This is a genomic window from Lederbergia sp. B243.17, from assembly GCF_057657925.1.
This window is the reverse complement of sequence record NZ_JBWBKF010000020.1, coordinates 42150-68024: the sequence shown is the minus strand read 5'-3', so window position 1 is coordinate 68024 and position 25875 is coordinate 42150. Positions and strand designations below refer to the sequence as shown.

30 protein-coding genes are annotated in these 25875 nt (G+C 46.9%); all 30 read left to right on the top strand.

Annotated features, from left to right (window positions below; genetic code table 11):
* The first annotated feature begins 2 nt into the window (after positions 1-2).
* The 30 genes from hslV (at position 3) to AC0TWI_RS02385 (ending at position 25867) form a co-directional block, all read left to right on the top strand.
* Positions 3-545 carry an ATP-dependent protease subunit HslV gene (gene hslV / locus AC0TWI_RS02530; protein ID WP_488124763.1) on the top strand — a complete coding sequence of 181 codons (543 nt, stop codon included), beginning with the start codon at positions 3-5 and terminating at the stop codon, positions 543-545.
* 61 nt (positions 546-606) lie between these two features.
* A complete protein-coding gene (gene hslU / locus AC0TWI_RS02525; RefSeq protein ID WP_488124784.1) occupies positions 607-1998 on the top strand; it encodes an ATP-dependent protease ATPase subunit HslU in 1392 nt (463 codons plus the stop codon).
* A gap of 77 nt (positions 1999-2075) precedes the next feature.
* Complete coding sequence (gene codY, locus AC0TWI_RS02520; RefSeq protein ID WP_488124762.1) at positions 2076-2855, top strand: GTP-sensing pleiotropic transcriptional regulator CodY; 780 nt, start codon at positions 2076-2078, stop codon at positions 2853-2855.
* A 198-nt stretch (positions 2856-3053) separates the two neighbouring features.
* On the top strand, positions 3054-3446 hold the full coding sequence (gene flgB / locus AC0TWI_RS02515; RefSeq protein ID WP_488124761.1) for a flagellar basal body rod protein FlgB: 393 nt from the start codon (positions 3054-3056) through the stop codon (positions 3444-3446).
* Between the two features lie 2 nt (positions 3447-3448).
* Entirely contained in the window at positions 3449-3904 is a 456-nt protein-coding gene (gene flgC, locus AC0TWI_RS02510; protein ID WP_488124760.1) for a flagellar basal body rod protein FlgC, read from the top strand.
* A 68-nt stretch (positions 3905-3972) separates the two neighbouring features.
* Positions 3973-4281: a flagellar hook-basal body complex protein FliE gene (gene fliE, locus AC0TWI_RS02505; RefSeq protein ID WP_488124759.1), complete on the top strand. Its 309-nt coding sequence runs from the start codon at positions 3973-3975 to the stop codon at positions 4279-4281.
* Positions 4282-4308: 27 nt separating this feature from the next.
* Complete coding sequence (gene fliF / locus AC0TWI_RS02500; RefSeq protein ID WP_488124758.1) at positions 4309-5904, top strand: flagellar basal-body MS-ring/collar protein FliF; 1596 nt, start codon at positions 4309-4311, stop codon at positions 5902-5904.
* 16 nt (positions 5905-5920) lie between these two features.
* Positions 5921-6934, top strand: a complete 1014-nt coding sequence (gene fliG, locus AC0TWI_RS02495) for a flagellar motor switch protein FliG (RefSeq protein WP_488124757.1) — start codon at positions 5921-5923, stop codon at positions 6932-6934.
* Positions 6927-7700 carry a flagellar assembly protein FliH gene (gene fliH, locus AC0TWI_RS02490; RefSeq protein ID WP_488124756.1) on the top strand — a complete coding sequence of 258 codons (774 nt, stop codon included), beginning with the start codon at positions 6927-6929 and terminating at the stop codon, positions 7698-7700. Before fliG ends, fliH begins: the two co-directional genes overlap by 8 nt.
* Entirely contained in the window at positions 7697-9031 is a 1335-nt protein-coding gene (fliI, locus tag AC0TWI_RS02485; RefSeq protein ID WP_488124755.1) for a flagellar protein export ATPase FliI, read from the top strand. The genes fliH and fliI overlap by 4 nt, the downstream gene beginning before the upstream one ends.
* Positions 9028-9474 (top strand): flagellar export protein FliJ, encoded by a 447-nt coding sequence (fliJ, locus tag AC0TWI_RS02480; RefSeq protein WP_488124754.1) that lies wholly within the window; start codon positions 9028-9030, stop codon positions 9472-9474. Before fliI ends, fliJ begins: the two co-directional genes overlap by 4 nt.
* Before the next feature lie 12 nt (positions 9475-9486).
* Positions 9487-10080 (top strand): MotE family protein, encoded by a 594-nt coding sequence (locus tag AC0TWI_RS02475; RefSeq protein WP_488124753.1) that lies wholly within the window; start codon positions 9487-9489, stop codon positions 10078-10080.
* A gap of 31 nt (positions 10081-10111) precedes the next feature.
* Entirely contained in the window at positions 10112-11458 is a 1347-nt protein-coding gene (locus AC0TWI_RS02470; protein WP_488124752.1) for a flagellar hook-length control protein FliK, read from the top strand.
* A gap of 12 nt (positions 11459-11470) precedes the next feature.
* Entirely contained in the window at positions 11471-12100 is a 630-nt protein-coding gene (gene flgD / locus AC0TWI_RS02465; protein ID WP_488124751.1) for a flagellar hook assembly protein FlgD, read from the top strand.
* A gap of 16 nt (positions 12101-12116) precedes the next feature.
* Positions 12117-12509 (top strand): TIGR02530 family flagellar biosynthesis protein, encoded by a 393-nt coding sequence (locus AC0TWI_RS02460; RefSeq protein WP_488124750.1) that lies wholly within the window; start codon positions 12117-12119, stop codon positions 12507-12509.
* 94 nt (positions 12510-12603) lie between these two features.
* Entirely contained in the window at positions 12604-13980 is a 1377-nt protein-coding gene (locus AC0TWI_RS02455) for a flagellar hook-basal body complex protein (protein WP_488124749.1), read from the top strand.
* Positions 13981-14028: 48 nt separating this feature from the next.
* The gene (locus AC0TWI_RS02450) at positions 14029-14247 is read left to right on the top strand and encodes a flagellar FlbD family protein (protein ID WP_488124748.1); all 219 of its coding nucleotides are present in this window, start codon (positions 14029-14031) and stop codon (positions 14245-14247) included.
* On the top strand, positions 14240-14674 hold the full coding sequence (gene fliL, locus AC0TWI_RS02445; protein ID WP_488124747.1) for a flagellar basal body-associated protein FliL: 435 nt from the start codon (positions 14240-14242) through the stop codon (positions 14672-14674). The genes AC0TWI_RS02450 and fliL overlap by 8 nt, the downstream gene beginning before the upstream one ends.
* Before the next feature lie 31 nt (positions 14675-14705).
* Positions 14706-15707 carry a flagellar motor switch protein FliM gene (fliM, locus tag AC0TWI_RS02440; RefSeq protein ID WP_488124746.1) on the top strand — a complete coding sequence of 334 codons (1002 nt, stop codon included), beginning with the start codon at positions 14706-14708 and terminating at the stop codon, positions 15705-15707.
* Positions 15697-16830 (top strand): flagellar motor switch phosphatase FliY, encoded by a 1134-nt coding sequence (gene fliY, locus AC0TWI_RS02435; protein ID WP_488124745.1) that lies wholly within the window; start codon positions 15697-15699, stop codon positions 16828-16830. The genes fliM and fliY overlap by 11 nt, the downstream gene beginning before the upstream one ends.
* 21 nt (positions 16831-16851) lie before the next feature.
* Positions 16852-17214, top strand: coding sequence for a response regulator (locus tag AC0TWI_RS02430; protein WP_488124744.1), 363 nt, complete (start codon positions 16852-16854; stop codon positions 17212-17214).
* A gap of 5 nt (positions 17215-17219) precedes the next feature.
* Positions 17220-17909, top strand: coding sequence for a flagellar biosynthetic protein FliO (locus tag AC0TWI_RS02425; protein ID WP_488124743.1), 690 nt, complete (start codon positions 17220-17222; stop codon positions 17907-17909).
* Positions 17902-18570 carry a flagellar type III secretion system pore protein FliP gene (gene fliP / locus AC0TWI_RS02420; RefSeq protein WP_488124742.1) on the top strand — a complete coding sequence of 223 codons (669 nt, stop codon included), beginning with the start codon at positions 17902-17904 and terminating at the stop codon, positions 18568-18570. Before AC0TWI_RS02425 ends, fliP begins: the two co-directional genes overlap by 8 nt.
* A gap of 33 nt (positions 18571-18603) precedes the next feature.
* Entirely contained in the window at positions 18604-18873 is a 270-nt protein-coding gene (gene fliQ / locus AC0TWI_RS02415; RefSeq protein WP_488124741.1) for a flagellar biosynthesis protein FliQ, read from the top strand.
* Positions 18874-18877: 4 nt separating this feature from the next.
* The gene (gene fliR, locus AC0TWI_RS02410) at positions 18878-19660 is read left to right on the top strand and encodes a flagellar biosynthetic protein FliR (protein WP_488124740.1); all 783 of its coding nucleotides are present in this window, start codon (positions 18878-18880) and stop codon (positions 19658-19660) included.
* Positions 19657-20739, top strand: a complete 1083-nt coding sequence (gene flhB, locus AC0TWI_RS02405; protein WP_488124739.1) for a flagellar biosynthesis protein FlhB — start codon at positions 19657-19659, stop codon at positions 20737-20739. The genes fliR and flhB overlap by 4 nt, the downstream gene beginning before the upstream one ends.
* A 62-nt stretch (positions 20740-20801) precedes the next feature.
* Entirely contained in the window at positions 20802-22835 is a 2034-nt protein-coding gene (gene flhA, locus AC0TWI_RS02400) for a flagellar biosynthesis protein FlhA (RefSeq protein WP_488124738.1), read from the top strand.
* Complete coding sequence (gene flhF / locus AC0TWI_RS02395) at positions 22832-23962, top strand: flagellar biosynthesis GTPase FlhF (RefSeq protein ID WP_488124737.1); 1131 nt, start codon at positions 22832-22834, stop codon at positions 23960-23962. Before flhA ends, flhF begins: the two co-directional genes overlap by 4 nt.
* Entirely contained in the window at positions 23955-24836 is an 882-nt protein-coding gene (locus AC0TWI_RS02390; RefSeq protein ID WP_488124736.1) for a MinD/ParA family protein, read from the top strand. The genes flhF and AC0TWI_RS02390 overlap by 8 nt, the downstream gene beginning before the upstream one ends.
* Positions 24824-25867, top strand: a complete 1044-nt coding sequence (locus AC0TWI_RS02385; protein ID WP_488124735.1) for a CheB methylesterase domain-containing protein — start codon at positions 24824-24826, stop codon at positions 25865-25867. The genes AC0TWI_RS02390 and AC0TWI_RS02385 overlap by 13 nt, the downstream gene beginning before the upstream one ends.
* Positions 25868-25875 lie beyond the last annotated feature (8 nt).

Genomic DNA, 25875 nt, shown 5'->3' with positions numbered 1-25875 from the left:
ACATGGGGCAATTTCACGCGACAACGATCTTTGCAGTTATTCACAACGGCGAGTGTGCGATGGCCGGAGACGGGCAAGTAACATTAGGCAATTCAGTTGTGATGAAGCACACTGCCCGAAAGGTACGTAAGCTTTTTAACGGAAAAGTTTTGGCTGGGTTTGCCGGTTCAGTTGCTGACGCATTTACTTTGTTTGAAAAATTTGAAGCCAAGCTTGAAGAATATAACGGCAATTTGCAGCGTGCGTCTGTCGAATTGGCAAAAGAATGGCGGGGCGATAAGATGCTGCGCCAGCTTGAAGCGATGCTGATCGTTATGGACAAGGAAAACCTGCTTCTTGTTTCAGGTACAGGAGAAGTCATCGAGCCGGATGATGGCATCCTTGCGATCGGATCCGGTGGCAACTATGCTCTCGCTGCCGGCAGGGCGCTGAAGAATTATTCAGGTGAAAGTCTGAGTGCAAAAGAAATGGCGAAAGCGGCGCTTGAGATCGCGGCTGATATTTGTGTGTTCACAAATCGGAATATCATTGTGGAAGAACTTTAAATTACGGTCACATGCCGTATAGGGAGGGACTAATTTGGTTCAAGCATACAAAGGGTCCGACATGACGCCAAGACAAATCGTAGAAAAGCTTGATCAGTTTATTATCGGTCAGCGCGACGCAAAAAGGGCGGTTGCCGTTGCACTCCGCAATCGGTTCCGCCGCGGCCGGCTCGCTCCGGAAATTCGGGATGAGATCATTCCAAAAAATATTTTGATGATCGGACCGACCGGAGTTGGAAAGACTGAGATTGCCCGAAGGATGGCAAAGCTAGTTGGTGCTCCATTTATCAAAGTGGAAGCGACGAAGTTCACGGAAGTCGGGTATGTCGGCCGGGATGTTGAATCCATGGTCCGGGATCTTGTCGAAACCTCTATCCGAATCGTAAAAGAGGAAAAGATGCTTGAAGTGCGGGATCAGGCAGAAAAACAGGCGAACGAAAGGCTCGTTGAATTGCTTGTCCCGGCCAAGAAAAAATCCGAAGGCTTTAAAAATCCGTTTGAAATGATTTTTGGCGGCGGCCAGGAGGCTTCCGAGGATAATAGTCAGTCAAATCAGGAAGAGCTCAATAACCGTGAAAAGCGGAGAATGATGGCGGAAAAGCTGGCGGAAGGTGAGCTTGAGAATCTGATCGTGCAAGTGGAAGTGGAAGAACAGCAGGCTTCAATGTTCGATTTCCTTCAAGGATCGGGCATGGAGCAAATGGGGATGAATATGCAGGATGCCCTTGGCAGCCTGATGCCAAAGAAAAAGAAAAAACGCAAGCTGCCTGTCAAGGACGCAAGGCAGATCCTGATTAATGACGAGGCGCAAAAGCTGATTGATATGGATGAAGTGTCGCAGCTTGCTGTTTTTCGTGCGGAGCAGACCGGTATCATTTTCATTGATGAAATCGATAAGATTGCGAGTAGCGGCAGCCAGTCGTCATCTGCAGATGTATCACGGGAGGGTGTTCAGCGTGATATCCTGCCGATTGTGGAAGGATCGACAGTAGTGACCAAATATGGCCCGGTAAAGACCGACCATGTGCTTTTTATTGCAGCAGGAGCCTTCCATATCGCCAAGCCATCAGATCTTATCCCTGAATTGCAGGGCCGTTTTCCGATCCGGGTTGAACTTGGCAAATTGACGGTAGAGGACTTTGTCAAAATATTGACCGAGCCGGATAATGCTTTGATCAAACAATACAAAGCATTATTGGAAACAGAAGGTATACAAATAGAATTTTCTGACGAGGCTATAAATAGATTAGCCCAAATCGCCTTTGAGGTGAATCAGAACACCGATAATATCGGGGCACGCCGTTTGCATACGATATTGGAAAAATTGCTGGAGGACCTTTCTTTTGAAGCTCCAGACGTCACGTTGGAGAAAGTGAACATTACACCTCAATATGTTGACAGCAAATTAGGCGAAATAGCAAAAAACAAGGATTTGAGCCAGTTCATACTATAGTTTGTTTCCTCTTCTCGGCTTAAGGGAAAAGGAGAAGCACAGCAACAATTGAACGTACAAGATTTGGAGGAGATTTTATGAAATTATTAGACAGAACAAGAACAATTAATGTGATGCTGCAGAGAGCAGCAGGAAAACCGGTGAATTTTGCGGAAATGGCTGAAACCCTAAGCGATGTAATCGAGGCGAATGTGTATGTACTGAGCCGCCGCGGAAAGCTTCTCGGTTATGCAATCAATCAGCAGATCGAAAATGAGCGTATGATCAAAATGATCGAAGACCGCCAGTTTCCAGAAGAGTATACGAAGAATCTTTTCCATATTACCGAAACATCATCCAACTTGGATGTGAACAGTGAGCACAGTGCCTTCCCTGTTGAAAACAAAGACTTGTTCGGCACAGGCCTGACAACAATTGTTCCAATTATCGGCGGCGGTGAGAGACTGGGCACGCTTATCCTCGCCCGTCTGCAGGAAGAATTCAATGATGACGATTTGATCTTGGCCGAATATGGCGCAACTGTTGTCGGAATGGAAATTTTGCGCGAGAAAGCAGAAGAAATCGAAGAAGAAGCTAGAAGCAAGGCTGTCGTTCAAATGGCCATCTCTTCTCTCTCCTATAGTGAACTGGAAGCCATTGAGCATATTTTTGAAGAACTGAACGGGACTGAGGGTCTGCTTGTTGCTTCGAAAATTGCAGACAGAGTCGGAATCACACGCTCCGTCATCGTCAATGCGTTAAGAAAACTGGAAAGTGCAGGGGTAATCGAATCTCGTTCCCTCGGTATGAAAGGAACATACATTAAAGTATTGAACTCGAAGTTCTTGAAAGAGCTGGAAAAGCTTAAATCAAACTAAATACTTAAGAATTTACAATAACCACCAATTATTATTGGTGGTTATTTTAGTTTATGGGAATATAGTCCTACTTTCGGCAAAACACAACAATTTTTCACAAAAAATCCTCGTCGTGATATAGACCAAAGTCCGTTTAAAGCATACAATAAGGTATAGTTTGATGCTAATGATAGAGAACTTTGGAAAGTGGTGTCGAATTTGGAATTATTCTCAGGAAATATATCCTTGCTTTCGAAGGCACTGGATTATTCTTCATTAAAACAAAAAGTAACTGCCCAGAACATTGCAAATGCAGACGTACCGAATTATAAAAGCAAGGGCGTTAGTTTCAATAGCATGCTCAACGAGGCTTCCCAGCAACAATTGAAAGCATATCGAACAGATCCTAGACATCTACCGTTTGCTTCTCAACAAGGGCAGCCTTCTATTTATGTCAAAAACGGCCTTCAGTATCAGGACAATGGTAACAATGTCGACATCGACAAAGAGATGTCCGACCTTGCTACTAACCAAATTTACTATAATGCATTGATTGAGCGCCTGAATGGCAAATTCTCGACGCTTCAATCTGTGTTGAGAGGAGGAAATTAACGATGTCTATGTTTAACAGCATGAACATCTCCTCATCGGCGTTGACAGCGCAGCGGCTGAGGATGGATACCATTTCGTCCAATATGGCGAATGTTGATTCGACAAGAGGAAAGTTCGTTGATGGAGAGTGGCAGCCGTACAGAAGAAAGATGACCGTTATGCAGCCACAAGAACAGTCTTTTTCCTCATTTTTCCGCAAAGAGCTTTCAAATGCCTCAAATAAGGGAATGAACGGAGTGAAGGTTACAAGGATTGAAGAGGATGAATCGCCGTTCAAGCTTGTGTATAACCCAGAACACCCTGATGCCAACGCGGATGGCTATGTAGAAATGCCGAATGTAGATCCGCTCCGGGAAATGGTAGACCTTGTCAGCACGACAAGATCGTATGAGGCGAATGTCACAGTTTTGAACGCCTCAAAGTCGATGTTGATGAAAGCTTTGGAATTGGGTAAATAGGATCAACGAATAAAACCGGGTTTAATGGCGAGGGGTAAGAGCCGGATACCCGCTGGAGGTTAGCAACCATGGCAATTCAAAATATCGTTTCTATGAACACACTGCCCGTCAGCATGCCTGTCGCCAATCAGGCTTCCAGGGCCGAAGGCGGTCAGCAATCAGGGTTTAAAGACATGCTCAAACAGGCGATTTCCGAGGTGAATGAAGCGCAAAATCAATCCGACAAGGCGACTGCAATGCTCGCAGCTGGAGGAGACATTGACCTTCACGAAGTAATGATTACAGCACAGAAAGCTTCCATTACGATGCAGACAGCGCTTCAGCTGAGAAATAAAGCAGTTGAGGCATACCAAGAAATTATGCGAATGCAAGTTTAATAACCGATTGCATGTTAGGGGTTATCGATGTTGGAGACTTTGAAAAAATATTTGTCTAGATTAAAAGAATACTGGTCAAGCCGTACAAAGAAGCAAAGGATGATCTGGATCTCCTCCATCGCGGCCGGGATCTTTATCATTGCTCTCTCAACGTATTTCTTGACGAGAACGCAAATGGTGCCGTTGTATACGAATTTGAAACCATCAGAAACGGGTTCAATCAAAGAAAGCCTCGATGAAAAGGCTATTCCGTCCGAAATTACAAATGGCGGGACGACCATCCTCGTGCCAGAAGCAAACAAAGAGGCACTGCTCGTTGAACTGGCATCAGAAGGCTTGCCTAAATCAGGAAACGTCGCTCCGACATTTTTCAGCGACAATGCAAGCTTCGGGATGACCGACAATGAGTTCAAGGAAATCAAAGTCGGTGTCGTTGAATCCAAGCTTGCAGAACTGATGGAAGGAATTGAAGGGATCCAGAAAGCGACTGTTATGATCAATCTGCCGGATAAAGGGATTTTTGTAGACGAAACCGGAGGAGAAGCGACTGCATCGATTGTCCTGCAGACGAAAGCAGGACAAGAATTCGACCAGAAGCAAATCAAGTCTTTATACAATCTCGCAGCAAAAAGTATACCGAACTTATCTACTGATAATATCGTCATCCGCAATCAATACCTTGAATATTTCGACTTGGAAGATGCAGATTATGCTGGCGCAGGCGCTACCCAGCAAATGAAAATCAAAAAGCAGATCGAAAAGGATATTCAGCGGCAGGTGCAGAATATGCTCGGCACTTTGATGGGATTCAATAAGGTTGTTACATCGGTTACTGCCGATGTTGACTTTACCCAGGAAAACCGGGAAGAAAACCTAGTTACACCAGTCGATGAAGAAAATATGCGTGGAATCGAAATCAGTGCCCAAAGAATTACGGAGTCCTTTACCGGCAATGCAAATGGAGCCGGCGGGATACCGCAAGGCACCGATCCAGCCGACAGCGGTGCCGCCCAATATATGGAAGGCACTGACGGGAACGGAGATTACGAACGTTCGGATGAATCGATCAACTCGGAAGTAAACAGGATCCGCAAGCAAATTGTCGAAAGCCCATATAAGATCCGCGATTTAGGTATACAAGTATTTGTCGACCAGCCAGGCGAAGGCGAAGATCCGCTTTCAGCCGGCTTGGAAGATGATATTCAGCAAATGCTAGCAACAATCGTGAAAACATCTATCGACAAATCCGAGAACACGGATATTACCGATCAAGATGTACAGGAAAAAATCACTGTGTCCATTCAGCCGTTCCAGACAGCAAACGCCGACAGTGAAAAATCAACGTCCATCCCTTGGTGGATTTACGTAATCGGCGGATTGCTCCTCGCCGTTATTGGAGTTCTTGCCTTCTTCATGTTCAGACGGAGAAGAGAAGCTGAAGCAGAAGCGGAAGAAGAGTTTGAACTGGAGGAAGAAGAGACTTATGTTCCGCCAGAAGTGCCTGATTTGGATAATGAAATCCTTACAGAATCCGGCATGAAAAAACAGCAGCTTGAAAAACTTGCAAAAGAGAAACCGGACGAGTTCGCCAAACTTCTGCGTTCTTGGCTGACTGAAGATTAAGGAGGAGGCATCAGCGATGGCTAAAAGAGATACGAAATTGACGGGCAAGCAAAAAGCCGCCATTCTCCTCATTTCGCTTGGTCCGGATGTCGCCTCATCCGTCTATAAGCACTTGACAGAAGAGGAGATGGAAAAACTGACGCTGGAAATCTCAAGCGTACGGAAAGTCGATTCCTCGGCGAAAGAAGATGTACTGGACGAGTTTCATAATATTGCGCTGGCGCAGGACTATATCTCACAGGGCGGTATCGGTTATGCAAAGACAGTATTGGAAAAAGCACTGGGAGAGGATCAAGCCGCCGCAATCATCAGCAGGCTGACTTCCTCCCTGCAAGTAAGGCCGTTTGACTTTGCAAGAAAAGCAGACGCCGGACAAATTTTGAACTTCATTCAAAACGAGCATCCGCAGACAATCGCACTGATTTTGTCGTATCTCGAACCGGAAAAAGCGGGGCAGATCCTTTCCGAGCTGCCACAGGAAATGCAGGCAGAGATCGCGAAGCGGATTGCAGTAATGGATCGGACATCGCCTGATGTAATTAGTGAAGTGGAAGCCGTTCTGGAAAGGAAGCTTTCCTCGACGGCGACGCAGGATTATACACAGACCGGCGGGATTGAAACGGTTGTTGAAGTGCTGAACGGCGTTGACCGGGCTACAGAGAAGACGATCCTTGATGCACTTGAAATACAGGATCCGGAACTCGCCGAAGAGATCAAGAAACGGATGTTTGTCTTCGAAGACATCGTTACGCTGGATAATCGATCGATTCAGCGGATCATCCGCGAGTGTGACAACGAAGACTTGCTTCTCGCACTGAAAATCTCAAGCGACGAAGTGAAAGAAATTATCTATCGTAATATGTCCTCAAGAATGGTAGAGACATTCAAAGAGGAAATGGAATATATGGGACCTGTCCGTCTGCGTGATGTAGAGGAAGCCCAGTCTAGAATTGTAGGAATTGTTCGCAGGTTGGAAGAAACTGGTGAAATCATCGTAGCCCGCGGCGGGGGAGATGATATCATTGTCTAACGTCATTAAACAAATCAATGCACGGCTCCTCGAGGAACAGGCAAAAGAAATCAAGCTGAGGACATTCGCCCAAACATCAACTAATGATGAAGAACAGCCGGTAGCCGAACCGTTTTTTGCGGAAGAGGAGAGGCGGGCGATCGTCGAGCATGCTGAACAAGAAGCTGCCTCGATTGTTGAAAAAGCAATGAGGGAGAAGGATTTTGCCGCTGAGAAGATCGCCGAGGAAAGAAAAAGTTGGGAAATCGAGAAGCAGCAGCTGATGGACTCGGCTTTTCAAGAAGGATTTGAGTCTGGCCAGGCAGCGGGCCGCGTCGATGGGTATACGGAATATCTCCAAACGATTGAAGATGCGAAAAAAACTGTGGACAACGCAAAGCAGGCTTTCCACTCGCATATCGAGGAGGCAGAGCGCGTCATTCTAGAACTTGCGATGGCAGTGGCTCAAAAAATTATCCACGAAACAATTGAAAAAGAACCGGGTAAGTTTATACCGCTCGTAAAAAATGTCATCAAAGAAGTACGGGACTACAAAGAAGTCCAAATTCAAGTTCATCCATCGAAATACGAACTATTTCTTGAAGATCTGGATGAGCTGCGGGCGATTTTCCCGCATGATGTACAATTGTATATTTATCCGGATGGGGATTTGCCGGAAGACGCATGTGTGATCGAATCAGAAAACGGAAAGATCGATGCAGGAGTGGATACACAGTTGGTTGAAATCAAGAAAGCTTTGGTTGAAATGTTGGGTGAGCTGACATGAAGGCCGAAAAGCTGATATCCCAAGTTGCGAGCATCAACTCGTTCAAACGGTACGGCAAAGTGGTACGGCTCGTCGGGCTCATGATTGAATCCCAAGGGCCGGCAGACAGCTCCATCGGAGATGTGTGTCTCATTCATGTCGGGATGAAAGCAACAGGCAGCAGCCGGAAAATTATGGCGGAGGTCGTAGGTTTTAAAGAACAGTTCATCATCCTCATGCCATACACAAACATTCAGGAAATCGGACCCGGAAGTTTAGTGGAGGCGACATCAAAGCCGCTCGAAATCAAGGTCGGACCCGAACTGATCGGCAAAGTCGTGGATTCGCTTGGAAAGCCGTTAGATGATTCGTTGATTCCTGCAGGCATGGCGGTCGTCGGAACAGATCAAGCACCGCCGAATCCTCTCAGCCGGCCGCCAATCTCAGAGCAGCTCGAAGTTGGTGTCCGTGCCATCGACAGCATGCTGACAGTCGGCATGGGACAGCGTCTTGGAATATTTGCCGGAAGCGGCGTCGGCAAGAGTACGTTGCTTGGCATGATCGCCCGCAATACGACAGCTGACATCAACGTGATCGGATTGATTGGTGAACGGGGGCGCGAAGTCCGGGAATTTATTGAGCGGGATCTTGGACCTGAAGGATTAAAGAAAACGATCGTCGTCGCGGCAACCTCCGACCAGCCGGCTTTAATGCGGATCAAAGGTGCGTTTACAGCGACTGCGATCGCTGAGTATTTCCGCGATAAGGGATGCAACGTCATGTTCATGATGGATTCTGTTACAAGGGTTGCGATGGCGCAGCGGGAAGTAGGGCTTGCGGTCGGTGAACCCCCAGCAACAAAAGGATATACACCATCCGTTTTTGCCATTCTGCCCCAGCTGATGGAAAGGACCGGAACAAACAAGGTGGGTTCCATTACTGCCTTTTATACCGTCCTTGTTGATGGCGATGATATGAATGAACCAATCGCCGATGCCGCAAGAGGCATTCTGGATGGGCACATTGTTCTCGACAGGTCTCTTGCCAACCGAGGCCAATACCCGGCCATTAATGTGCTGAAAAGTGTCAGCCGGCTGATGAACCACCTTGCGACTCCGGCACACAGGAAGGCAGCTGAACGGGTTCGTGAATTGCTTAGCACGTATTTTAACTCGGAGGACTTGATCAATATCGGTGCTTATAAACGCGGAGCATCGAAAGAGATTGATGAAGCGATCCAATTATATCCTGAAATTATCAATTTCCTTAAGCAAGAAACCGATGAAAAAATCACAAAAGAGGAAAGCATCGAGGCCTTGCTACAATTATCCGGAACGGGTGAGTTCAATTGAGTCATCAATTTAAATTCCAAAAAATCCTGAACTTGAGAGAAAGAGAGAAAGACGAAGCGTTCGCTCTTTATCAAGAATCAGTGAAAAAATTTGAAGCGGCTGCCGAGCAGCTCTATGAATTGCTGAAAAAGAAAGAGGAGCTCGAGGAATTCCAATCTCTGAAACTCGCGAGCGGCTTCTCAATTCACGAGATGCGCCATTACCAGACCTTTATCAGCAATCTGGAGAAGTCGATTGAGCATTGCCAAAAGCTTGTCATGACTGCACGCAACCGGATGAACTGGCATGAGGAAAAATTGCAGGAGAGCAATATCGAGATGAAGAAATACGAGAAAATGAAAGAGAAGAGCCATGGGTATTATCTGGCCTCGCTCAATGAGATGGAGAAACTGGAGCTGGATGAAATCTCTTCGCTCCAATATTATCATCGAGACGGAAAATAGGTGACACAGCGAATGGATAAGATTGAAAAAGTGAAAAACGCAAAGGAACCAAGGTTTTTCCAGAAGTTCATCTATTGGTTTCTAATTCCGCTTCTCTTTGCTCTATTTCTCTTTGTCGTGATCGCAAGCGCCAGTGGATACAATGTTTTTGAAAAAACTCAAGAAATAAGCAAAAAAATCCCATTTGTATCCGATATGATAAGTGGCGGGGAAAAAGAGGATCTCGCTGACTATGAGCGGAAGATCGTTGACCTGGAAGCTGATATCCAAGATAAGGATGCAAAGGTCAATGAATTGAAAACGCAAATTGAAACGGCTGATAAAGAGAAGGAACGGATGCTGGCGGAGCAGGAACAACTGGAGCAACAAATAGAGGAATTGCGGAAGATGCGAGATGAGAACAAGCGGGCTTTCAAAGAGATTGTATCGACATACGAAGCGATGGCTCCAAAAAGCGCTGCACCGATTATCCTGAAAATGAAGGAAGAAGAAGCGGTGAAAATTCTCTCAAACATCAGCACAGACAAGCTCGCGAAGATCATGGAGAAAATGCCACCAGAAAACGCCGCAAAATATTCAGAAATGCTTTCAGCCAGCGCCGAGTAAGGATTTATAGCTTGAAAGGAGGTGAAACAAATTGGACGTAGGACAATTGACCGCGGTCATGCCGCAATCAGGATCAGGGCTTGGCAGTGTGAAGGCAGCAAACACAGGAAATACAGGATTTGGAATTGTGCTCGGCTCGATTTTAGGCGGAAACATGGATCCAGCTACGCAGAGCAATCAACAAGAAAATCCCGCTGTTTCGCAAGATGGGTTAACCGCCCTGCTTCAGGCGCTGACCAACGAAGATGCATCACCAATTGTCGCTCTCTCTGAGGAAAATCTTGACCTTGAACAAATCGATGAAGCAATCGAGGAAAAATTCCCGGAACTAATCGATTGGCTTGGAGAGCTTATGACGGTTTTGACAGGGATCATCAATCAGAATCCGGACGCAAATACTGGTAACACAGCATCTTCAAGTCAAAGCGAGCAAATTACTGCTATTGATTTGGAAAGCCTGAAGAACGCGCTATCTGAAAAGCAATTTACAAATGCGATTGCACAGACACTTGAATTGCTTGGGAAAATGGAGCCTGCTCAACTGCAAGGGCTGGCCGGGGATAAAATCGCACAGCTTATGACTGCTGCCAAAGTACTGGAAAGAATGCCCCAGACAGCAAATGTCATGCCACAAGCAATGAATGAGCTTGAAGGAGCGGTTCAGTCGCTGCATAAGTTGACAAACAAGCTTGAAGAATGGAGCAAGGAAAGCCGATTCCAGTCACTGATTGCCGAGACAACACATTCAGATGCAAAAGCCAAACCGATTCCAGTTCCTCAGCTGCCGGCCATGAACCTTATTCTGAAGAAGCCGATATCAATGGAGGCACACTCAGTGACGGCGGTGGAAGAGGTGAAGCCAGGAGACATAGTCCAGCCTGCCCAGCACCAGATGACACGAATCGAACAATTCAGCCTCCATGTAAATGAGAAGCTCGCTCCTGAGACCCGGATGAATGAGTTCATCAAGGAATTCAACTCCATATTGGCCCGTTCCAGCCTCACACAGGGAGCAGGGGGAACGAAGCTTTTGATCAAACTGTATCCTGAGCATCTCGGGCAGCTGAGAGTCGAACTTTTACAAAAGGATGGAATGATGATGGCTAGGCTCGTCGCTTCATCAAATTCGGCAAAAGACATGCTGGATTCGCAGCTTCATAGCTTGCGCCAGGCGTTCACACAGCAGAATATCCAGGTGGATAAGGTGGAGGTCATCTATCCGCAAGGAGAAGCACAAAAGTATACGAATCAGGATGGACGAAGCGGCCAGCAACAACAAAACAGCCAGCAGCAGACCGACAAGAGGGAAATGCACAACGAACAAGAACAGGATTTTCATGAGACACTGAACAGCATGCTGTTTCAGTCTGAAGCATAGGAGATGACAAGTTTGGTAGAAGGAATTTCACCGGATCTGATGCTTTCCTCGGCAAAGAAGCGGGAAGCGAAAACAGGCAATGATATTTTGGGCAAAGATGACTTTTTAAAATTGCTCATGACCCAGTTGAAAAACCAGGATCCGACCAACCCGATGCAGGATAGGGAGTTCATATCCCAGATGGCGACCTTTTCATCATTGGAGCAAATGACGAATATGAACCAGGCGATCCAGAAGATGGTCCAACTTGAATCACAGTCGAGCCTGATAGCTTTTCAGGATTTCGTGGGAAAAGAGATTACTTGGCATAAACTGAACGAGAATGCTGAACCGGGTGAAAATGCAGTCACACAGGGAACAGGTGTTGTGAAAACAATCCGCTTTATGGAAGACACAGTCAAACTTATTCTGGAAGACGGCACAGAATTGCTACCGGCGAATGTGTCGGAGGTAAATAGCCAGAGCACGGAAACACCGCTCATGCAGGCAAGCGCATTGATTGGAAAGGACGTTTCCTGGATGGCTGACGAAAAAGAACAAAGTGACACTGTCGCATCTGTCTCATTAAAAGACGGCATCGTCTCACTCGTCCTGAGCAATGGAGAAACAATTAAAACGAACCAATTGACAAAAATCGGATAATGCAAGGTGGGTTGTAATGGGACAATCATTCCTTCATAGACTGCCATCACAGCCGACAACTATCGGGCAGCTGCCGGGTAAATCACCGGCCAAACCGAAAACGAATGGGAATGCATTCGCAGAGGTGCTGAACAAAGCTGCCGCAGACCAGTCAAAACTATCGATTTCAAAACACGCGGACATGAGAATGCAGCAGCGCAACATTACCATCGAAGAAACAACATGGCATGAAATCGGCGCGAAAATTGACGAAGCGAAGCAAAAAGGCGTGAACGATTCTCTCGTATTGCTGAAAAATGCAGCAATGATCGTCAGTGCCAAAAACCGGACCGTAGTCACTGTGATGGACAGACAGGAAGCAGGAAAGCAGATATTCACCAATATAGATGGCACGATTGTCATCGACTAATCAAAAACTTTAACAGGAAAAACGGCTGGACCTCAATGAGGAAGCCGGGAGCCGCCGACCGACCGACGCGGCTCCATGAAGGGAGAAACATAACATGATTCGATCCATGTACTCAGGCATTAGCGGTATGAAAAACTTCCAAACTAAACTTGACGTTATCGGCAACAACATCGCCAACGTCAACACATACGGCTTTAAAAAAGGCCGTGTGACTTTCAAAGACATGGTTAACCAAACTATTTCCGGCGCAAGCGGTCCAACTCAAGGAAAAGGCGGAGTTAACCCGAAACAAGTAGGACTTGGTTCCCAGCTTGCTGCAATCGATACGATCGACACACAGGGTTCATTGCAGACTACAGGACGTGTGTTGGACCTCGCTATTCAGGGAGATGGATATTTGACTGTTGCGGAAGGAAGCCCAAGCGGAGATACATTCTTTGCTAGCTCTACTTACTACACTAGAGCAGGAAATCTATATTTAAACAATGATGGATACTTGGTAACAGGATCAGGACATTATGTAATGGCAACCAATCCTAATAATGATAATTTGCAGCCAATTAGGCTAAATGGCGGGAAGGTCCAAGAGATTCAAAGTTTTAGTATTTCAGAAAATGGGCAGATCAGCTTTATCAAGAGTTCTGGCTCTAGCGAGGTCGATAATGCCTTAAAGATAGCAGGGGATGCAGCAGCAGCAGCGAAAAACCTCGCTGAAAACCCAACTTCACAAAAATATATGGATCAGCTTTATAAACTGTCCTCGGACCTAACTGAAAAAGCAACAGCAGCCGAGACGGAAGCCAAGTTATTAGCTGAGGAAGCCCAAGCTTTGGTAAATAAAGCTAATAACAGCACGGATCAAAAAGTGAAAGATGAAGCTGCAGCTGCAAAAGACAAGGCTGATAAAGCAAAAATAGAAGTAGATAAGATTAAAACAGCAGCACAAGCTCTAAAAACATCGGTTGAAACTGTCAATACTGCTTACAAAGCATATCAAGCTGACACCACAAATGATGAGACAAAAATTAAGGCAATAGCCGATGCAGCTACAAGCGCTTTGACCGAGGCAAATAACGCAACTGATACAGTGTCTGTTGCATCAAATATGTTTAGTTCTGCAAGGGATGCTGTCGACAGTTTCAATGCGAGAGAAATGGGCTTGACTAAAGACGGAGATTTATATACCACAAACATTTCCATCGGACTGGCTCGTTTCTCTAATAGCGGCGGTTTGCAAAAAGTTGGAGAAAACATGTATACCCAAACGGCTAGTTCTGGAAATGCAACCTATACTGTTCCTGGTACAGAAGGATCAGGCACTCTTGTCTCCGGCTCTCTCGAAATGTCCAACGTTGACCTTTCCGAGGAGTTTACGGAAATGATTGTTGCACAGCGTGGTTTCCAGGCGAATACGAGAATCATCACAACTTCTGACGAAATTCTGCAGGAGCTTGTCAACTTAAAACGATAATGTAAGGGAGGAACAGAGCCGGGCGCTTTTCTCCGGCTCTGGATTCTTATGATTTTGGTTACGAAATTGAACGGGAAGACGTTTCACTTAAATGCGCTTTTTATCGAGACGGTTGAGTCGTTTCCAGACACGACCATTACTTTGACGAATGGGAAAAAGTTTGTTGTCGCGGAACCAGAAGAGCGGGTAAAGGAACGAATCCTGGAGTTTTATCAATCGATTACTCTCCTTGGCCGCAAGGAGTGGGAGGATTTACAAAATGAATAAGAAATTAATGGGCATCATGATCGTTCTTTTAACGGCAATTTTGCTTGCCGGGGCAGTTATTTTTATTTTCATTCAGAAAAGTGATGATACAGGAGATGGGAAAAAGGCGAAGGAGCCGTCAATCGATGAGATAGTCGAGGCCTCTGTAAGCATTCCTGAAATTACGACAAATCTGGTAACCAATGATTATGTAAAAATCTCTTTTACCATCCAGACAGACGGAAAAAAAGCAAAGGAAGAACTGGAAAAAAGAAATTTCCAAGTACAGAACATGCTGATTTCCGAACTCTCGGAAATGAAGCCTGCCGATCTGAACGGCAAAGCGGGCAAAAAGAAGCTTGAGGAAACTCTGAAGGTGAAAATTAATGAATTGATGCAGGACGGGAAAGTTGAGAAAGTGTACATCACCTCCTATATAATTTCCTGATCTGACTTTTACTATGATTGGAGGTGGGACCATGCCGGATGATATATTATCACAGAGTGAAATTGATGCGCTGCTCTCCGCCATTTCAACCGGGGAGATGACAGCGGAGGATTTTAAAAAAGAAGAAGCCGAGAAAAAGGTCAAAGTATACGACTTTAAGCGGGCCCTGAGATTTTCAAAGGATCAGATCCGGAATTTGACAAGGATTTATGAAAATTTCGCCCGGCTGCTGACAACTTATTTTTCTGCAACACTGCGGACTAATGTGCAGATTTCCGTTGCTTCCGCCGATCAGATTCCGTATGAGGAATATGTCCGGTCCATCCCGAATATGACGATTCTCAATATCTTTGAAGTGGCTCCGCTTGAGGGCAGGATGATTATGGAAGTTCATCCGGCGATCGCCTATGCAATGTTCGACAGGATTATGGGGGGCATGGGTTCCAGCATCAATAAGGTTGAAAACCTGACCGAAATTGAAATGAAGCTGATGCATAACCTGTTTGAGCGGACAATCGAGCATTTGCAGGAAGCTTGGGTCGGAATTGCTGATATCGAGCCGATTTTGGAAGATATTGAAATCAATCCGCAGTTTTTGCAAGTCGTGTCGCCGAATGAGACGGTCGTTGTTATTTCGATGAACGCTTCGGTCGGAAGCACGACAGGGATGATGAACATCTGTATCCCGCACATTGTCCTGGAGCCAATCATTCCGAAGCTCTCCGCCCATTACTGGATGGAGACGCAGGACAAGGTCCGAAAGCCGGGTGAGCAGGAAATTTTGCAGGAAAAAGTGAAGGATGCAGAATTGCCGCTTGTCGCCGAATTGGGCAGGTCCGATTTGACCATTCAGGAGTTCCTTGCGCTAACCTATGGAGATGTGATTGAACTGGATGCAAATATTTACAAGCCTCTTACAGTTCATGTCGGCGGGATTCCGAAATTCCTGGCTCAGCCTGGTAAAGTGAAACAGAAACAAGCGATTCAAATTATGGAAACGATAGAGGAGGGAGACAAGGATTATGAATGGTGATATGCTCTCTCAAGATGAGATTGATGCGTTGCTGAATGCCGGTTCTTCTGATGAAGAGCAAAAGAAGCCGGAAATCTCCGACTATTTAACGGAAATTGAACAGGATGCCCTTGGGGAAATTGGCAATATTTCATTTGGCAGCTCGGCAACAGCCCTTTCGACCTTGCTTGGACAAAAAGTGGAAATTACGACGCCGACGGTGTCCATTATTGAGCGTGACAAGTTGGAAAATGAGTTCCCGCATCCTTATGTGGCCATCCAAGTCCAATATACCGATGGCTTCTCCGGCGTAAACATTTTAGTCATCAAACAAAGTGATGCGGCTATTATTGCCGACCTGATGCTTGGAGGTGACGGCACATCACCTGACGAAAATTTGGATGAAATTCATCTAAGTGCCGTTCAGGAAGCCATGAACCAAATGATGGGTTCTGCTGCCACTTCGATGTCTGCCGTCTTTAATAAGCGGGTCGACATTTCACCGCCAAGCATTAACTTCCTGAACGTCAGTGATGACCAGGGGACGGACCAAATTCCGAGTACAAATTTACTTGTCAGAGTTTCTTTCCGACTCAAGATTGGTACGCTGATAGATTCCAATATTATGCAAGTACTACCGGTCGAATTTGCCAAGAACATGGTTGATCAATTGATGAATCAGCCAGAGCCTGAGACGGCGCCTGAACCGCCGAAACAGAGTGCTCCTGATCCAGTTCATCGCCCGGCACCAGAACAGCCGGTTTATTCGGCTCCCGAGCCTGCCAGGCAGGCTGTGCAAGAACCGCCGCGTCCCGCTGCTCCTACCAACGTGCAGCCGGCAAGCTTTTCGGAATTTACCCCGGCTTCTCACCAAAGCACCGATACGCGGAATCTCGACATGCTTTTGGACATTCCGCTTCAGGTGACAGTTGAATTGGGGAGGGCAAGGAGATCAGTGAAAGAAATCCTGGACCTCGGAGCCGGTTCCATCATTGAACTCGACAAGCTGGCGGGAGAACCTGTCGACATTCTTGTCAACAAGCAGCTTGTCGCCAAAGGGGAAGTAGTGGTTATTGATGAAAACTTTGGCGTGCGGGTAACAGAAATCGCGAGTCAATCTGACCGCTTGAAAAAATTGAAATAAGTAGATTGAGAGGGAATACTTGTGGCGAATAAAATTTTGGTAGTAGACGATGCAGCTTTTATGAGAATGATGATCAAAGATATTTTGACGAAAAACGGGTTTGATGTTGTCGGGGAAGCGGCAGACGGTGCCCAGGCAGTGGAGAAGTTCAAAGAGCTTCGCCCAGATCTCATCACGATGGACATTACGATGCCGGAAATGGACGGCATTGCCGCTTTGAAGGAAATCAAACAGATTGACAGCAGTGCGAAAATCATCATGTGTTCCGCGATGGGCCAGCAGGCAATGGTTATTGATGCCATCCAAGCTGGAGCAAAAGACTTCATCGTCAAGCCGTTCCAGGCTGATCGTGTAATTGAAGCCATTTCCAAAGCATTGGGTTGATGTAAATGAAGGATGTAAAGAGAATTGCAGTCATGCTCGCCGTCCTGTTGTGGGTTTCCCATAGCATGGCGGCTGTGCCTGCGTCTGCCGATAAGATTAATGATTCTGTCGCAGACAACTATGAAAAAACGCAGAACAAAGACGAGGCAAAGAAAGACAAAGGAAATGAGACTGTGCTCCGGCAGGATGTGCAGGAGCAGGAACCGGCCGATTTGAACATTGGTTTTTTTGCCGTTATGAAGATGATTGCGGCTTTGGCGTTTGTCGTCTTTCTCTTGTATGCGTTGTTGAAATTCATCAATAAGCGGAGCCAATCGTATCAGCAAAACCGGTTCATTCAGCATTTTGGCGGAACTTCGCTGGGCGGAAACCGCTCCGTGCAAATGGTTCGGGCAGGTAACCGGCTTTTAATCCTTGGAGTCGGGGAAGATATTCGTCTTCTGAAAGAAATTACCGATGAACAGGAATTAAAGCAGTTTACCGAGCAGTATGAACAGCAGCTTGAGCAGTCGCTTCAGCCTGCCGATCTGTTCTCGAAGGTTGTGCGGGGTTTGAAAGCACCAGGGGACAAGAAGGGTGTCAAAAACAAAAGACCGTTTAACGAGTATTTGACTAAGCAGATGGAAGAAGTAAAAAACAGCCGCCGCCAGGCGATTGATGAGATGGGAAAGAAGGAGCGGAATCAGGATGAATGAGTTCATGCAATTTTTTAATAGTGCTTCCCCTGATACCGTCTCGACTTCCGTTAAACTCTTTCTTCTGCTGACGGTCCTTTCACTCGCACCGGCGATTCTCATTTTGATGACTTCCTTTACAAGAATCATCATCGTCCTGTCGTTTGTCCGGACGTCGCTTGCAACACAGCAGATGCCGCCAAACCAGGTCATAGTTGGGCTATCGCTATTTTTAACCTTTTTTATCATGTCACCGGTGTTCAGCCAGGTGAACAAAGAAGCCCTTACTCCTTTGTTTAATGATGAGATCAATCTTGAACAGGCCTATGACAGGGCATCCGTCCCTTTTAAGGAATTCATGAGCAAGCATACAAGACAGAAGGATCTGGACTTATTCCTCACCTATGCGAAAGCAGACCGGCCTGAGTCCATCCAGGATATCCCGATGACAGCTCTCGTACCGGCATACGCAATGAGTGAATTGAAGACGGCATTTCAAATCGGATTTATGATTTTTATTCCTTTTCTCGTGATTGATATGGTTGTCGCAAGCATTCTCATGTCTATGGGGATGATGATGCTGCCGCCAGTCATGATCTCTCTGCCGTTTAAAATTTTGCTGTTCGTCCTTGTCGACGGCTGGTATCTTGTCGTCAAGTCGCTGCTGGAAAGTTTTCAATGAGGCCATTCAGTTTGAACAAAGGAAGGTGATCGCATGAGTGCTGAAACGGTCATTTCATTGGCGGAAAAAGGAGTATACACGACGTTGATCGTATCTGGGCCATTGCTTTTGCTTGCGCTTGCGGTCGGTTTGATTGTGTCGATTTTCCAGGCGACGACGCAGATCCAGGAGCAGACGCTCGCGTTCATACCAAAAATTGTAGCAGTTATGGTTGGGCTCGTTTTTCTCGGCCCGTGGATGCTCAGTCATCTTCTATCCTATGCAGCGGATATTTTCCAAAATCTTACGAGGTTTGTAGGTTGATTGAATGGAAGCTTTTATTCCGGATCTAGCAGTTTTTTTACTCGTTTTTATGCGGGTGTCCGCCTTTTTTGTCACAATGCCGATTTTTTCATACAGAACGCTGCCGGCTCAGTACCGGATTGGTTTCGCTTTTTTCCTAGCGCTGCTCATGTCCATTTCAATTCAGGTGAGTACCCCGCTGGCAATTGACGGTACGTTTTTCTTACTCGTGCTAAAAGAGGCAATGGTTGGCCTGTTCATCGGCTTTTTCGCCTATATGATCTTGGCGGCCATTCAAATCGCCGGAGGGTTCATCGATTTTCAGATGGGCTTTGCGATCGCCAATGTGATCGACCCGCAGACAGGTGCACAGAGCCCGTTGATCGGCCAGTACTTATATATGTTTTCATTGCTCTTGCTCTTATCTGTGAACGGGCACCATCTTATTCTCGATGGGATTTACTACAGCTACCAGTTCATTCCCGCTGACAGCTTGTCCATCGGGTTCGGCCATGAGGCGCTCGCTGAATTTGTCGTAAAGTCATTCAGCTATATGTTTTATGTTGCTTTCCAGATGGCTGTTCCGGTTGTCGCCGTACTTTTTCTCGTTGACGTGGCACTTGGAATCGTGGCCCGGACAGTGCCTCAGCTGAACATCTTTGTTGTTGGCTTTCCGATCAAGATAGCGGTCAGCTTTATCTTATTAATCATTGTATTCAGCGTTATGTTTGGAGTCGTACAGAACTTGTTTGAAACGGCAATGCTCGCGATGCGAAACTTAATGGAATTAATGGGGGGAACGAGATGAAGCTTCTCACTCTGGATCTCCAGTTTTTTGCAGGTGAAAAGACCGAGAAGGCCACGCCGAAAAAACGACAGGATTCACGAAAAAAGGGGCAGACGGCAAAAAGCCAGGACTTGAATACGGCGATCGGGCTTCTTGCGATCTTCGGTTTCCTCTCTTTTGCTTCCGGGCAGTTCGGACCAAAGGTTCTCGGCATTTTCAGAAAGTCGCTGACCGGCTATATGCATATGCCGCTCACAGAGGAAACGTTCAGGTCAATTGTGATGGAGGTTATCATGCAAACAGGGCTGATCCTGGCACCTGTCTTGGCAATTGCTCTGTTGGCAGGAGTAGGCTCGAATCTTCTGCAAGTCGGATTCCTTGTGACAGGCGAGCCGCTGAAGCCAAAGTTGGAAAAGATCGACCCGATCAAAGGGATGAAGAGAATTTTTTCCGTCCGTGCGATTGTTGAGCTTTTGAAATCGATATTGAAAATAGCGTTTATCGGCTCAGTCACATTTGTTGTTCTTTGGAACAACATCGATGAAGTGCTCCTTCTTTCTCATAAGACATTGGCGTCTGCAGTAGAGACTTTAGGAAAACTGACAATCCAGATGGGGATTTCAGCATCGGTCGCGCTTCTGTTTCTGGCGTTGTTCGATTTCCTCTATCAGCGCTATGACTTTGAAAAAAACATCCGGATGTCCAAGCAGGACATCAAAGATGAATACAAAAACATTGAGGGCGATCCTCTCATCAAATCAAAAATGAAGCAGCGGCAGAGGGAAATGGCGATGTCGAGGATGATGCAGGAAGTCCCGAAAGCGGATGTAATCATCACGAACCCGACGCATTACGCTATCGCGCTCAAATACGATGAATCCGTCTCTGACGCACCAATCGTCGTCGCCAAAGGTGTTGATTTCATGGCGCAGAAGATCAAACTTGTCGCCAAAGAACACGAAATCATCACTGTCGAAAACAGGCCGCTTGCAAGGGCGCTCTATGATCAGGCGGAAATCGGCGAAATGATTCCGGATGATTTTTTCAAGGCTGTAGCAGAAATCCTAGCCTATGTGTACAGAATCAAAAATAAATTGTGAAATGATTTCACCGGTTGGCCGCACCTAAGAAGTCCAGTGTTGTTTTGCAGGGAGAGATTACAATGAAGGCTAAAGAAATAGTAGTTTTATCAAGTGTTATCCTAATTGTCGCCATGCTGGTCATACCATTTCCTCCATGGCTGTTAAGTGTGCTGATCATCACCAACATTACTCTCGCCCTGATCGTTCTGCTCACATCAATGAATATGCAGGAGCCGCTGCAGTTCTCGATATTTCCTTCTTTATTGCTGTTGCTGACGTTGTTCCGCCTCGGCCTGAACGTTTCAACGACGAGGTCCATCCTCTCAAAAGGGGATGCCGGCGGGGTAGTCGATACATTCGGGAATTTCGTAGTCGGCGGTAACGTCCTCGTCGGGATGGTTGTCTTCTTCATCCTGATCATCATCCAGTTTGTCGTCATCACAAAAGGTGCGGAGCGGGTTTCAGAGGTGGCAGCCCGCTTTACACTCGATGCGATGCCGGGAAAACAGATGAGTATCGACGCCGACTTGAATGCCGGGATGATTTCCGAGCATGAAGCACGGACAAGACGTGAAAAGGTTTCGCGTGAGGCTGATTTTTACGGGGCGATGGACGGTGCGAGCAAGTTCGTTAAAGGGGATGCGATCGCCGGGATTATTATCGTTCTCATCAACCTCTTGTTCGGGGTTATCATCGGAATGACGCAGATGGGGCTCCCTATCGGCGAGGCGGCGACAAGATTTTCGCTTTTAACCGTAGGGGATGGAATCGTCAGCCAGATCCCGGCGCTGCTCATTTCGACTGCGACAGGGATCGTCGTGACGCGTGCTGCGTCCGAGGGCAATCTTGGCACCGATATTTCAGAGCAATTGTTCCGTTTTCCAAAAATGCTGTACATCACGGCTGCAACAATTTTCCTTCTTGGTCTCGTCACGCCGATCAATGATATTTTGACCATTCCGATTGCGGTTGCGCTTGTTTTCGGCGGAATCGCCCTTTCGAGGACACCTGCACCGGAGGACAGCGATTTGATTGCTTCAGAAGATGCGGAGGAACCGGAGGATATGAAAAGTGCCGAAAGCGTCGTGAACTTGTTGAATGTTGAGGCAATCGAGTTCGAATTTGGCTATGGACTCATTCCGCTCGCTGATGTAAACCAAGGCGGCGACCTGCTTGACCGGATCGTCATGATCCGCCGCCAGCTTGCACTTGAACTCGGTTTGGTCATTCCGGTTGTCCGCATCCGTGACAATATTCAGCTTGAGCCGAATGCGTACCGACTGAAGATCAAGGGTACAGAAATGGCAAAGGGCGAATTGCTGCTTGACCATTATCTGGCGATGAGTCCGGGCGGAGACGATGAAATCGAAGGAATCGACACGATCGAGCCATCCTTTGGTCTTCCCGCTAAGTGGATTACAGAAGAGACGAAGGAACAAGCGGAGATTATGGGGTATACGGTTGTTGATCCGCCATCTGTCGTATCGACCCATATTACGGAGGTACTCCGTGCGAACGCCTATGAGCTGCTCGGCCGTCAGGAAACGAAGCAGCTGATCGACCATCTGCAGGAGACGCATCCGATCCTTGTCGAGGAAGTTACGCCAAATCCGTTGTCAATCGGAGATGTACAAAAAGTACTCGCCAAGCTTTTAAAAGAAAATGTATCGATCCGCAACTTGCCAATCATTTTCGAAACTCTCGCAGACTACGGAAAAATAACGAGCGACACGGACTTGCTGACGGAATATGCGAGGCAGTCGCTGGCGCGCCAGATTACGAATCAGTATTCGGATGGACAGTCAGTTCTAAAAGTTCTTACCGTTTCCGGCCGAATTGAAAAGATGATCGCAGACAGCATCCAGCAGACCGAGCACGGAAACTATTTGTCAATGGATCCAAATGATTCTCAGCGGATTCTTGAGGCGATGGCAGGTCAGATCGAAAACCTGGCTTTGATGCAGCAGACACCGATTTTGCTATGCTCACCAGCTGTCCGGATGTATGTCAGACAGCTGACCGAGCGATACTTCCCGCATATTCCGGTTTTATCCTATAATGAATTGGAAGCAAATGTCGAAGTCCAAAGTGTTGGGGTGGTGAACGTAGATTGAATGTAAAAAAAATCATGGCGGCCACGATGCCGGAAGCGATGCGAAAAGTGAGAACGGAGCTTGGCGATGATGCGGTCATCCTCAATTCCCGGGTAGTCTATACCGGAGGCTTTCTCGGATTTTTCAAGAAAAAGAATATTGAAGTGATCGCTGCTCTTGACGAGTTCAAGAAACAGGCTGCTCCAACCATTAAGCATAAAGAGCGGAAGATACCTGCTGAGACGAAACCGATACTGGCACCGACACCTCCCGCGGGAGAAGAGAAAATACTTGCAGAACTTGCCGAGCTGAAAAAAACAATGAGCCGGCCAAGTATCCATTTCAGCCATTATCCTGAAGAAATTCAGTCAGTCCTTTCGCTTCTCGAAAGGCAGGAGCTGGACGAACAGCAGCTAGCTGATATTGGCGACAGGCTGCTTGATAAATGGCGCGGGGCCTCCGAGCCTTTGTCAGAGGCCGCCCTGCTGGAAGAAGCAAAGAAAATGATGATTGAAAGGCTGTCCACTTTCCGGTTCACCGGGTTGGACTACAACAAGAAATTCATTGCTCTTGCTGGGCCTACCGGCGTCGGCAAGACGACAACATTGGCAAAGCTCGCGGCTCATGCCATGTTGAAGGACGAAAAAAAGATCGGATTCATCACGCTCGATACGTATCGGATTGCAGCCATCGAGCAGCTGAAGACCTATGCACAGCTTTTACATGTACCGGTAGAGGTCGTTTATAAGAGAGAGGACTTCCAGGAGGCTGCGGAAAGGCTTTCTGGATGCGATCTCATATTTATCGATACAGCCGGGAGAAATTACCGGCAGGCGGAATTCATCCGTGACCTGCAAGCCATTCTCACGGATAGCAGAGAGCTCGACATTCTGCTCGTCTTGTCACTGTCAATGAAGGAAAGTGACATGAATAAGATTACGGACAATTTTAAGGAAATGCCAATCAGCCAGTTTATTTTTACAAAAGCGGATGAAACGGCGACATATGGATCGATGATCAATATGATGCTTGAACATGAAAAGGGCGCAGCTTACTTGACGACAGGGCAGGATGTTCCGGACGATATCCGTCCGGCATCACCGGGATTGATCGCCGACTATTTGTTTGGAGCTGAACATCATGAGTGACCAGGCGGAAAAGCTGAGAAAGATGATGCAGAGGGAAGACGGCCATGAGGCAAGAACATTGGCAGTTGTCAGCGGAAAAGGCGGCGTTGGAAAATCGAATATTTCGATTAATACCGCCTTGCTGCTGACAAGAAAAGGCTACAAAGTGCTTTTATTCGATCTTGATATCGGAATGGGCAATGTCAATATTTTACTCGGGAGCTCACAGCCGAAAACAATCTCCGATTTTCTTGAAGGCGACTTGCCAATTGCCGATATTATCCAAAAGGGTGACGAAGGAATTTCTTATATTGCCGGCGGAAACGGCTTGAATGAAGCAGCAGAGATGGACCGCCGCCAGGCCGAAAAGCTGCTGGCCGGTCTGGAAGAGATCCAGAAGCAATATGATTATATTATTTTTGACATGGCGGCTGGGGCAGCGGCATTTTCATTGCAGATCCTGCTTGCAGCTGATGACATCCTAGTCGTTACGACACCAGAGCCGACAGCCATTATGGATGCCTACTCCATGATCAAGTTTATTTGTTTGGAAGGTTCCAGCAGTCGTTTCTTGATCGTTTGCAACAGGGCAGACAGCCAGTTGCAAGGGAAAGAGACTCTGCACAAACTGCAAAACGTCACAAAACAGTTTTTGCAGCGGGATTTGACCCTGCTCGGCATTTTGCCGGAAGACAAGCATGTACGTAAAGCGGTAATCGAGCAGCGAGCGCTATGCCTAAGTTTCCCGCAATCTCCCGCTGCAGTAAGTCTATCTTCGATGATGGACCGCTATATCGAGGGTACTGTAGGTACTCTCCCAGTCGGAAAAGAAACATTCATGAGCAAAATCCGCGGCCTTTTCCTTGGCAGAGAGGAGCGGGGATGGAAAAGATAAGCCTGTATGTCATTAGCCCGACGGCACTTGCGAGAATCATCATGGGCAATTTATTTATGAGAGACAATGAAGTGAAAGTGCTTGGTGCTTCAAGACCTGATGCGGGATCTTTCAAGAAGCTTAGTAATTTGAAACCAGATGTGCTCGCCATTGACCTTGATCCGCAATTCACAGAGTGGCCCGGATATGTGGCAGAAATCGACCCTGAAACCTTTTCCCGGATGATCCTGTTTGTCCACGGGGAAAGAGGAATTCCGGCAGGACTTGAGTCATTTAAAGACCGAATGGTGATCCTCGACAGGCCAGCAAAATTAGAAGGAGAAGACGTGAAGGAATTCCGGGAAAATTTCTTGCAATCCGTTACGCGCTGTAAGCAGATAAGACCCTCAACACCGAATGTGCAGGTAACACCTTCCGTTTCTTCTCCGGTTGCAGAAAAACTGCCCTTTGTAAAAAAACCGGAAAAGCTTGTCTGCATCGGCACGTCAACAGGCGGGCCAAAAGCGTTACAGTCAGTACTTGAAAGCATCCCGGCGAATATTCCGGCTCCGATTGCCATCGTCCAGCACATGCCGCCTAACTTTACCAAATCTTTGGCCAACCGGCTTGATTCTGTTTGCAAAATCCGGGTGAAGGAAGCGGAGGACGGTGAATTGCTGAGGAAGGGTACGGCTTATATTGCACCAGGAGGACGGCATCTCTTCCTCGAAGAAAGTCCTTCCGGGCTAAAGGCAAAAATCGGTGAAACACCGCCTGTGAACGGGCATAGACCCTCTGTCGATGTCCTTTTCACTTCCGCTGCGAAGCTGAGCCGGTATGAGGTTGTTTCAGTCATTATGACCGGAATGGGAGCGGATGGGGCAAAAGGGCTGGCGTTGCTTAAGGAAGAGCCTTGGGTACGGGCGATTGCCGAGTCCGAAGAAACCTGCATCGTTTACGGCATGCCCAAAGCTGCGGTGCAGACCGGCAAGGTGGATGTTGTTGCCAAGCTTGGAGACATTGCCGGAGAAATAATGAAATTTTTAAAATAGGATGTGTA

Excerpts from the sequence above, each read along its gene's own strand:
- hslV (WP_488124763.1), top strand. The coding sequence starts at position 3 with ATGGGGCAATTTCACGCGACAACGATCTTTGCAGTTATTCACAACGGC.
- hslU (WP_488124784.1), top strand. The coding sequence starts at position 607 with ATGACGCCAAGACAAATCGTAGAAAAGCTTGATCAGTTTATTATCGGT.
- codY (WP_488124762.1), top strand. The coding sequence starts at position 2,076 with ATGAAATTATTAGACAGAACAAGAACAATTAATGTGATGCTGCAGAGA.
- flgC (WP_488124760.1), top strand. The coding sequence starts at position 3,449 with ATGTCTATGTTTAACAGCATGAACATCTCCTCATCGGCGTTGACAGCG.
- fliE (WP_488124759.1), top strand. The coding sequence starts at position 3,973 with ATGGCAATTCAAAATATCGTTTCTATGAACACACTGCCCGTCAGCATG.
- fliF (WP_488124758.1), top strand. The coding sequence starts at position 4,309 with ATGTTGGAGACTTTGAAAAAATATTTGTCTAGATTAAAAGAATACTGG.
- fliG (WP_488124757.1), top strand. The coding sequence starts at position 5,921 with ATGGCTAAAAGAGATACGAAATTGACGGGCAAGCAAAAAGCCGCCATT.
- fliI (WP_488124755.1), top strand. The coding sequence starts at position 7,697 with ATGAAGGCCGAAAAGCTGATATCCCAAGTTGCGAGCATCAACTCGTTC.
- AC0TWI_RS02475 (WP_488124753.1), top strand. The coding sequence starts at position 9,487 with ATGGATAAGATTGAAAAAGTGAAAAACGCAAAGGAACCAAGGTTTTTC.
- AC0TWI_RS02460 (WP_488124750.1), top strand. The coding sequence starts at position 12,117 with ATGGGACAATCATTCCTTCATAGACTGCCATCACAGCCGACAACTATC.
- AC0TWI_RS02455 (WP_488124749.1), top strand. The coding sequence starts at position 12,604 with ATGATTCGATCCATGTACTCAGGCATTAGCGGTATGAAAAACTTCCAA.
- AC0TWI_RS02450 (WP_488124748.1), top strand. The coding sequence starts at position 14,029 with ATGATTTTGGTTACGAAATTGAACGGGAAGACGTTTCACTTAAATGCG.
- fliL (WP_488124747.1), top strand. The coding sequence starts at position 14,240 with ATGAATAAGAAATTAATGGGCATCATGATCGTTCTTTTAACGGCAATT.
- fliM (WP_488124746.1), top strand. The coding sequence starts at position 14,706 with ATGCCGGATGATATATTATCACAGAGTGAAATTGATGCGCTGCTCTCC.
- fliY (WP_488124745.1), top strand. The coding sequence starts at position 15,697 with ATGAATGGTGATATGCTCTCTCAAGATGAGATTGATGCGTTGCTGAAT.
- AC0TWI_RS02425 (WP_488124743.1), top strand. The coding sequence starts at position 17,220 with ATGAAGGATGTAAAGAGAATTGCAGTCATGCTCGCCGTCCTGTTGTGG.
- fliP (WP_488124742.1), top strand. The coding sequence starts at position 17,902 with ATGAATGAGTTCATGCAATTTTTTAATAGTGCTTCCCCTGATACCGTC.
- fliQ (WP_488124741.1), top strand. The coding sequence starts at position 18,604 with ATGAGTGCTGAAACGGTCATTTCATTGGCGGAAAAAGGAGTATACACG.
- fliR (WP_488124740.1), top strand. The coding sequence starts at position 18,878 with ATGGAAGCTTTTATTCCGGATCTAGCAGTTTTTTTACTCGTTTTTATG.
- flhB (WP_488124739.1), top strand. The coding sequence starts at position 19,657 with ATGAAGCTTCTCACTCTGGATCTCCAGTTTTTTGCAGGTGAAAAGACC.
- flhA (WP_488124738.1), top strand. The coding sequence starts at position 20,802 with ATGAAGGCTAAAGAAATAGTAGTTTTATCAAGTGTTATCCTAATTGTC.
- AC0TWI_RS02390 (WP_488124736.1), top strand. The coding sequence starts at position 23,955 with ATGAGTGACCAGGCGGAAAAGCTGAGAAAGATGATGCAGAGGGAAGAC.
- AC0TWI_RS02385 (WP_488124735.1), top strand. The coding sequence starts at position 24,824 with ATGGAAAAGATAAGCCTGTATGTCATTAGCCCGACGGCACTTGCGAGA.